The organism is Clostridium lundense DSM 17049, assembly GCF_000619945.1.
GTDB lineage: Bacteria > Bacillota > Clostridia > Clostridiales > Clostridiaceae > Clostridium_AO > Clostridium_AO lundense.
This window is the reverse complement of the sequence record NZ_JHVC01000011.1, coordinates 145,331-153,625: the sequence shown is the minus strand read 5'-3', so window position 1 is coordinate 153,625 and position 8,295 is coordinate 145,331. Positions and strand designations below refer to the sequence as shown.

Annotated in this window: 7 protein-coding genes and 1 pseudogene; all 8 read right to left on the bottom strand. The window is 40.4% G+C overall.

Features of this window, described 5'->3' with window-relative positions; translation table 11 throughout:
• Positions 1–139, bottom strand: a pseudogene (locus tag T514_RS24615) (transposase); the annotation flags it as partial.
• Positions 140–637: 498 nt separating this feature from the next.
• Positions 638–2,209, bottom strand: a complete 1,572-nt coding sequence (locus T514_RS0113980) for a recombinase family protein (RefSeq protein ID WP_027625357.1) — start codon at positions 2,207–2,209, stop codon at positions 638–640.
• A 3-nt stretch (positions 2,210–2,212) separates the two neighbouring features.
• Positions 2,213–2,626 carry a recombinase family protein gene (locus T514_RS0113975; protein WP_027625356.1) on the bottom strand — a complete coding sequence of 138 codons (414 nt, stop codon included), beginning with the start codon at positions 2,624–2,626 and terminating at the stop codon, positions 2,213–2,215.
• Positions 2,627–4,189 (bottom strand): recombinase family protein, encoded by a 1,563-nt coding sequence (locus tag T514_RS0113970; RefSeq protein WP_027625355.1) that lies wholly within the window; start codon positions 4,187–4,189, stop codon positions 2,627–2,629.
• A 61-nt stretch (positions 4,190–4,250) separates the two neighbouring features.
• Positions 4,251–4,490, bottom strand: a complete 240-nt coding sequence (locus tag T514_RS0113965; RefSeq protein WP_084284577.1) for an SHOCT domain-containing protein — start codon at positions 4,488–4,490, stop codon at positions 4,251–4,253.
• Positions 4,491–4,684: 194 nt separating this feature from the next.
• Complete coding sequence (locus T514_RS0113960; RefSeq protein WP_027625353.1) at positions 4,685–5,386, bottom strand: N-acetylmuramoyl-L-alanine amidase; 702 nt, start codon at positions 5,384–5,386, stop codon at positions 4,685–4,687.
• 31 nt (positions 5,387–5,417) lie between these two features.
• Positions 5,418–5,858, bottom strand: a complete 441-nt coding sequence (locus tag T514_RS0113955) for a phage holin family protein (RefSeq protein WP_027625352.1) — start codon at positions 5,856–5,858, stop codon at positions 5,418–5,420.
• A 75-nt stretch (positions 5,859–5,933) separates the two neighbouring features.
• Complete coding sequence (locus tag T514_RS0113950) at positions 5,934–8,288, bottom strand: hypothetical protein (RefSeq protein WP_027625351.1); 2,355 nt, start codon at positions 8,286–8,288, stop codon at positions 5,934–5,936.
• Positions 8,289–8,295: the final 7 nt, after the last annotated feature.

Below are 8,295 nucleotides of genomic sequence, written 5' to 3'. Positions count from 1 at the left end.
ACTCCCTTCCATTCACATAACGTTCTCAGTATTTTCCCTATTTCTTTTCTCCATATATTTCTTTCCTTCTATATTTGGGGGCAAATACTATATGATATTTACATCTCCACTTGGTATGTGCTAAACTATTATTGTCCATTTTGGGCAATACCTCCTTTGATTTTAGATTGGCTGACGAAACCATATCTATTCTATCAAGGCGAGGTATTTTTTTTCAACGCTTAAGCTTTTCTGAACACACCTGCATAGCAGGTGGTTTTATTTATAGACAAAAATGCAGTCCTAAATCCACAATGTGGCTTTTGGTCTGCATACATACAATTTGGAAACATTCATATTAAAGACATAGTTAAATAAAGGTATAGTTTAATAACCTATATCCTCACCGTAACTAATGAATGCTCAATATCGTATAAATAAGCACAACAAAAAAGCCTATCATCGGGGATAGATTCTGCTTTTTTTATTGCCAGCTTATCTTAAACGCATTGAGGCTGTCATAGTTTCGGTTCCTCCTAAATTCTTATTTGGATCATCATATATTTTAACACAATAAGTCATTTTAAGCAACTTTTAAATTAAAAAAATCCATTAAAAACCGCCAAAGGGTGTTAGCCCTTAATTGGCGGTTAATATTCTATATCTCTTCGTCAATCTCAATCCCAGACTTGAATTCAACGGTGAGCTTATCTTCATATATCGTTACTTTTTCAATAAGCCGCCTTACCAACTGCTCATCATATTCCTCCAACTCTGCGGATTGTTTATTCAAGAAATCAGTCATTTCAGCGATTCGTTGCCTTTTTCCTTCTCGCTCTGCATTTTCAACAAGTGCATTTTGCTTCAATTCTCGAAGGCGGTAAATTTCATCAGCCACATCTTCATAGTCATTCTTGGATTTTGCTTGAATAAGAAGCTGTTGTTGTAATTCTTCCAATTTGCTATCAATGTCATCAGTGGCATTATCATTTTCTCCATTAAATACAGTAGCTATATTTTTCTGTAGCACCTTGAGGAATGAGTCTTTGTTAGCCAAAAGTTCGTTAATAGCCTTAACAACTGCTTTCTGCAATGTTTCCTCATTTATGGTAGGGGCAGTGCATTCAGACCCTTTTTCCTCCAATCGGCTGACGCATCTCCAAACAATAGATTTGTAACCTCGGTTATTCCAATGTACTCGTCGATAAATATCACCGCAATGTCCGCAGTAAACAATACTCGATAAAGCATACTTACTGCTGTAAACTCGCTTTTTACAGCCCTTGCCACCGCGAAGATTTGCTCTTCGAATCATCTCTTCTTGAACCTGCATAAAAAGGTCTCGTGGAATGATAGGCTCGTGGCTATTTTCTACATAATATTGGGGAACGATGCCGTTATTCTTGACTCGCTTTTTAGAAAGGAAATCAACCGTATATGTTTTTTGTAGAAGGGCATCACCGATGTACTTTTCATTCTGCAATATCTTTTTCAGTGTTTCCGGTCTCCATTTGGCTTTGCCTGCCGCTGTAAGGATACCGTCAGCTTCTAGTCCTCTTGCTATCTGTAAAAGACTAGCACCTTCAAGGTACTCTCTGTAAATCCGTTTAACAACCTCAGCACCCTCTGGCTCAATCACTAGTTGCTTGTTTTCATCCTTGGTGTATCCAAGAAAACGCTTGTGGTTGACTTGGACTTCACCTTGCTGATATCTATACTGAATACCCAGCTTTACGTTCTGGCTTAAGGACTGACTTTCCTGTTGGGCAAGGGATGCCATGATGGTCAGCAATACTTCACCCTTAGAATCCATGGTGTTGATATTCTCTTTCTCGAAGAATACCGCGATGTTTTTATCCTTTAACTGACGGATGTATTTAAGGCAATCCAACGTGTTTCTGGCAAATCGGCTGATGGATTTTGTGATAATCATGTCAATTTTTCCTGCCATACATTCTTCAATCATGCGGTTGAACTCTTCACGCTTCTTGGTATTTGTACCTGTGATGCCGTCATCTGCAAAAATACCTGCCAGTTCCCATTCCTTGTTCTTCTTAATATATTTTGTATAATGCTCGATCTGAATTTCATAACTTGAAGCCTGCTCTTCACTATCCGTTGAAACACGACAGTAAGCAGCCACTCGTATTTTGGGTTTGCTTTCACTATTTTTATTATTTCCAACCCGTTTAATTGCCGGAATCACTGTTACATTCCTACTTACCGCCACTTGTTACACCTCACTTTCTATCAGACTGTAAGCATATTCCGCCTGCTTGTATGGATCTTCATATTTTTGCACCAGAGGTTTTACTTTGAACTTTACAGGGTAATCCCTTACCGGTTCATCTTTAGGCTCCCATATCCTTCCGAGCTTTTCTGCTCGTTTTCGTTTTTCTACTCTGGCTTTTTCAAAGGTCTCTTCATCAATAATTGGAGGGTAGAATTCATCGCCCAAGTAATGCTTGTTCTGCAACATCTTACTTGCTGTGGCATGGTAGCAGTCTATCCCAGCTTTTTTAGTAGCACCCTTCAAAGAAAGTCCTGCCAAGTATCCTGAAAATAATTCTTTTACTTGTTCTGCTGCTATTTCATCTACAACAGCCTTTCCATCTTCAATTCTATATCCATAGGGTGTGTGACCCATCTAATTCACCAACCTTTCCTTCAATGTGATTCCACATTTTAATTCAAATCCAACTTCCTCTCGTGAAAATACCATAATCTTTTCTACGTAATTTTCAAACAGCTCATCCTCATAGGCTGTAAGCATTTGGGACTTAGTTGCAAACTTAAGCAGACGGTCAACCTCTTCAACTTTTGTAAAATTCCCATTGACGGAACGAGTAAGTTGATCCTTTTCGACAAGAAGCCTTTCTCTTTCTGCTTCCAATGAATTCTTTTCTTTATTAAACAGAGCAGGTTCCAGATATCCTTTGGCCATTAAACCCGTCAGCATCTGACTCTGCTCCATGTTGTTTTCAATCTTAGTTTCCAACTCTTCAATTCTACGAAAACTCGCTACATTATTCTGGTTACGTAACCCATTCAAAAGTGGTCTTAATATGAACTTCTGACCGTAAATGAGTTTATTCATCATCGTAACAAAAGCAGTCTTTATATCTTCATCTCGAATGAACTGCATAGAACATTCCGTTATATTGCCTATATGCTTACTACAGCACCAAGCGACGTATTTTCTTCCAGATGAATGAATTCGTCTTTTAAAGGTACTGCCACATTCCGAGCAAATAATTTTGCCAGAAAAGGAATATCGGTTTTGATATTTACTGTTGCGCTTTTCGATGCCTTTTTCCTTTGCTCTCTGATTGAGAACGACATCTACAGCTTCAAAATCTTCATGGCTAATAATTGCCTCATGATGGTTTTCTACTAAGTACATATTTTTCTCACCGTAATTGGTGTGCCTGTTAAAATGGCTGTCAGTATAGGTCTTTTGCAAAAGTACATCACCAGTATATTTTTCATTGGTCAAAATTCCTCGAATGGTAGTAGCCGTCCAACGGCCACCTCTTTTTGAAGGGATACCCTTTTGATTAAGATCATTTGCAACTTTCTGTGTACCTTTACCCGATAACACTTCTGCAAAAATATACTTTACAATTTCAGCCTGCTTAGGAATTACTATCATTTGACCATCCATGTTTTGATAGCCATAGGGTGGATAGGAAATTTTAAAGGTTCCGTTTTGAAATCGTCTTTGAATGGCCCACTTCGTATTTTCTGAAATGGAAATCGATTCGCTTTCTGCAAGTCCGCTTAAAATAGAGAGCATCAACTCGCTTTCCATTGTCCCCGTATTGATGTTTTCTTTCTCAAAATAAATATGAACCCCAAGGCCGATCAGTTTGCGAACCATCTCCAAGCAGTCTGTAGTATTTCTCGCAAATCGGCTGATGGACTTTGTAATAATTAAGTCAATCCTTCCAGTTTCACAGTCTGATAACATTCTAAGCAAGTCAGAGCGGTTTTCCTTTTTCGTGCCACTGATTCCCTCGTCATAATATAAGCCTGCATATTCCCATTCTGGGTTCGCCTTTATGTAGGTCTCATAATGAGCCTTTTGTGCTTGCAAGCTGACTAGCTGTTCATTACTATCTGTGGAGACTCGGCAGTAGGCAACTACTCGTGTTTTTGGCTTAATAAAAGAGTTGGCAAGATTTCCTTCTATTTTCGTTATCTTTTTCATCCTCTCACCTCCTTCTTGGTAGGTCACATATTACCTCTGAAACCCTTATATATCAACGATTTCAGGGCATTATCTCTGCCAAATAAGGGGAGAAAGTTTGGCGGTTGAGTGCGTCTATCTTGTTGAATTCTACTTCAGTTATTAAGCCTTTTTCGAGCATCTTTCTCAGCAATTTTTCTGCCTGAATATAATCAAACTCACGTTGTAACTGTTCCTGTGACACTCTCTTAAGTGCGGTGGTGCTTTTGTCTATAACCTCATCCGAGATCTTCGTAACTTTTTTATCCTCGTGCAGATTCACTAGGAATCACCTCCTACCTAATAGCCGTGGGAACAGGTCGAAGTTGAGGATTTGTTAGAATTTAATAAAATCAAGGCATAAAAAAAGGGCCTGCAAGGGAAGAACCCCACAGGCTAGATAAATTAATAGTTTAATATTTTATTTGAGAGACTTTGTGAAAATCAAGCAACACCGTTTTTAACTCGCCCTTTTGATTAATCATACTTAATAAATGCATCCGTAAAGCCTGCCTTTTTAGCTTTGGCAAGCTGTGCATCAGCATTTGCTTTGTCCGAATATGCACCAATCTGCACACGGTAATATTTCTTTTTCACTGGCTCTGCTGACTTGTTTTCAGCACTTAATAGTTTCTTCACATCCGCTCGAAAGGTGTCCATACTCTTCCCATGTTTAGGAAACCAGTGCATCACATCCCCATGGTTGCTGGCAATGTCTCGTTTATAACCTTCGCTATGGCAGATGATATCCTTCTCACTGAACCCAAAGAGTTTACAAAGATATACACAAAGCTCCACAGCTTCCTTATAAACGGCAGAAAAATACGAGGCATCAGTTAGACTGTCCTCGCAGATTTCAAATCCTATATGAGTATTGTTTGCAGTTCCGCCAGCATGCCAACCTCGATGATTCCAAGGCAATGTTTGATAGGTGGCAATGGAGCCATTCGCTAATTTACCAATAAAGGCATGAACACAAACTTGACGACCTCCAGGTCTATCTTGATTCCAATGGTTGTTGTATTGATTCTTTCCGAGCAAGCCATCGTCTGGGCCAACATATCGCTTCAACCATGGGTTGTTTGCACCAGTCGAGTGAACCATAATACCCTTTGGCGTTATGGTTTTACCCGCTTTATAGCAGGCATTGTTCGTAAGTAATAGTTTGCGTAACTTCATTAAAATCACCTCTAATCGAATATTAAGTCAATCATCTTCCACCACCAGGCTTAGGCGGTTCCCCATCACGTCCATGTAGTTGCTGTAAAACCGATTTTAGGTTTTCTGGAATAGGCAGTCCAATATGTCCAGCGTTCTCTAAAATGGATACTCCTTCATTACTTAGGTAGAAAAAGATTACTGCTGTTCGTAAAATGCCACTATTTTCTCCAATACTAACCAAAATTTGTGTATCGATAATATGAGCGATGCCTACCATTATAAAGATGAGTACCTTTTTGAAAATCCCCTTAGCACCGATTTCGCTACACAGTTTTTTGTTTGCAATTGCACAAAAGACACCTGTCAGGTAGTCAATGATTACAAAGGCTACCAGTGCATAGAGAAATCCGTCATAACCACCGAGAAACCACCCAAGAAATCCACCGACTGCGGCAATAGCCAGCTGTATCCAATTCCAAATTTCTTTCATTAAAGACACCTCCGTTTCGTGTATTTCCATATAGAAAAGCGCCCCTGCAAATGACAAGAGCACTGAATTTTATTTTTACATTATTTTTATTAGGTCATGAATTTGTTGCATCACATCTGCCCTAGGTCTTCCTGTACCAATAGGTAGCCATGTGACAGATGGTATATCGAATGCATGGGAAGAATCAAAACTATTAATTATCATAGTAATCGCATCAATAGCTTTACGCATTTCAACGATATGGAATGGCCAATTCTTAACAGTGGTCTTTCTTGCGATGATCTCCTCTTTCCAAGTTGCAGGGGACATATTGTAATAGCTACGTACCCTGTTTATAGCAGTTCGAAGCGTCTTAATATGCGCTGCCTTTACATGTGTCACATTAGCGGTGATGATTTCAAAAGGTAATGCTAAAATCGTGAAGGTACGAACAACTTCTGTGCTTGCTGACTCGATATCACTGTCAAGGCAACGAAAAGTAACCGTATGATTTCCTACAGAAAGAGGTTCTGCTTGGTAAACCGTCTTGACACCATTACCAAGATAGCCGCTTACAGAAAACCGCTCAGGATTGTCCACGCTATTTTGCCATGGACCAGAGTCAATCCTTACCTCCACTATTTGTGTTTGTCCATCTGGTTCAATTCCTGTTGTAATCATAAAACGTGGTGTAGAGTTATAAGTAAAATTGCCAGACATTGGACAGTCCACTACTGGTGATGCAGGTGGGCTGTTTTTCTTTACTATGTTGCTAACTACAAAGGCAGAAACTGCATCAAGTGCATCTGTAACACTGATTCGATAACGGGTATACCGACCAGCTATTTGTGAAGCATTTACCTGAAGGCTACCTGAGGTATTGCTTGAAATAATAGTCGTCAGTGCTACGTATGCCGACCAATTCACACCATCTGTCGATGTAGACTGTTGTATGACATACTGCTTAATCGCACTGGTTCCAGGTACCGTCCCACTCCATGAAAGATTTATTGTATTAGCTTCATATATAGGAGGGTTTGCGGCAAAAATAGTCGGTGGTATGGGCAGTATGTTTTTACGAACAGTATTGCTGGAAATAGTCCAGTCTGAGTAATAATCCTCACCAGCCGTACCACGAGTTCTTATTCGAAACCGACGATAATGGCCACGTATAGCAGGTGGACTGACATTTAAAATACTGCTTGTTGCAGAAGTATTGACTATAGCCAATGCCAACCAGGCACCCCAATTGATGTTATCATGTGAATCACTGTACTGTATTTCATAGGAAGTGATAGGGTTACCTGCACCGCCAGATGCTCCGCTCCAAGAAAGAGTGACATTTCCTTCAGATAATGTTGCACTTACCGTGCAAAGGGTCGGTGCTGCACAAGCTGTGACATTACAATAGATACTATTGCTGACTTTTTCTATTGAATAAACATCCAATGTATCAATTGTCCAAATACCAAATTGAGTATATGTTCCTGGAGTCCTTGAAACTATTGGGTTATAGCTCCCTCCGCTTGCCGCCAGTGTCAACGTGGTCAACACATTCCACGCACTCCAAGTACTATTATCCGTAGATGTGCGACTGGCAATTTGATATCCCTTAATTGGACTGGTACCGCTAGATGCTCCGCTCCAAGTAAGTGTGATAGTCTCATTACTATATGCCGCAGGGGAGGCAACAGCAGTCGTCGCTGGCTTTGGCCCATTATTTCTACGGACACTGTTTGTGGATACTTTCCAGCTAGAGTAATAACTAGCTCCTGCTGTACCACGGGTTCGTACTTGAAACCTTCGATAATTACCTCGGGTGGGAGGCGGTGCAACGGATACACTACCACTTGTCGCTGTGGTGGTCACCGTTGTCAGAGCTGTCCATGCTCCCCATGTGACATTATCGGTGGAATCGCTATATTGAATCTCGTAACTAGAAATTGTATTATTGATCCCCCCAGAAGCACCGCTCCAAGAAAGAGTCACATTCCCTTCCGCAAGTGTTGGAGAAACCGTACAAGATGTTGGGGCTCCACAAACTGTAGTAAGCAATGGAGAACTTAATACCGTATAGCTTGAATTGGTAATTACCCCAGAGGATAATGGCAATCGTCCATCAGATACCACTTTGAATGTGACTGGCTGTGTTGCATTACCTGTAGTAGAAGCACAGGTCACCGAAACATATCTGAGCCTTGGTGTGGTCCCTTCCCAGTTATCTCCGTCCGCCGCTTTAATACGTACCTGTGAAGAAGAACCATTTACAGTCATAGTGCAAAGCAATGCATAACCACTACGGATAAAGGAACCTGATGAACCCAACGCAGCGGATATGGTGAAGTTGTATCTCATCTGACTATTATTTAGACGGCTTTTGGTATAAGTAATTGTGTAATGGACGGTCGGGCTAGAACCCGCCTGCAGAGTGATGCCATTAATATCCGCCACTTACATT

Bases quoted from the DNA above. Each gene is read 5' to 3' on its own strand.
- T514_RS0113975 (WP_027625356.1), bottom strand. From the start codon at position 2,626: ATGGGTCACACACCCTATGGATATAGAATTGAAGATGGAAAGGCTGTT.
- T514_RS0113970 (WP_027625355.1), bottom strand. From the start codon at position 4,189: ATGAAAAAGATAACGAAAATAGAAGGAAATCTTGCCAACTCTTTTATT.
- T514_RS0113960 (WP_027625353.1), bottom strand. From the start codon at position 5,386: ATGAAGTTACGCAAACTATTACTTACGAACAATGCCTGCTATAAAGCG.
- T514_RS0113955 (WP_027625352.1), bottom strand. From the start codon at position 5,858: ATGAAAGAAATTTGGAATTGGATACAGCTGGCTATTGCCGCAGTCGGT.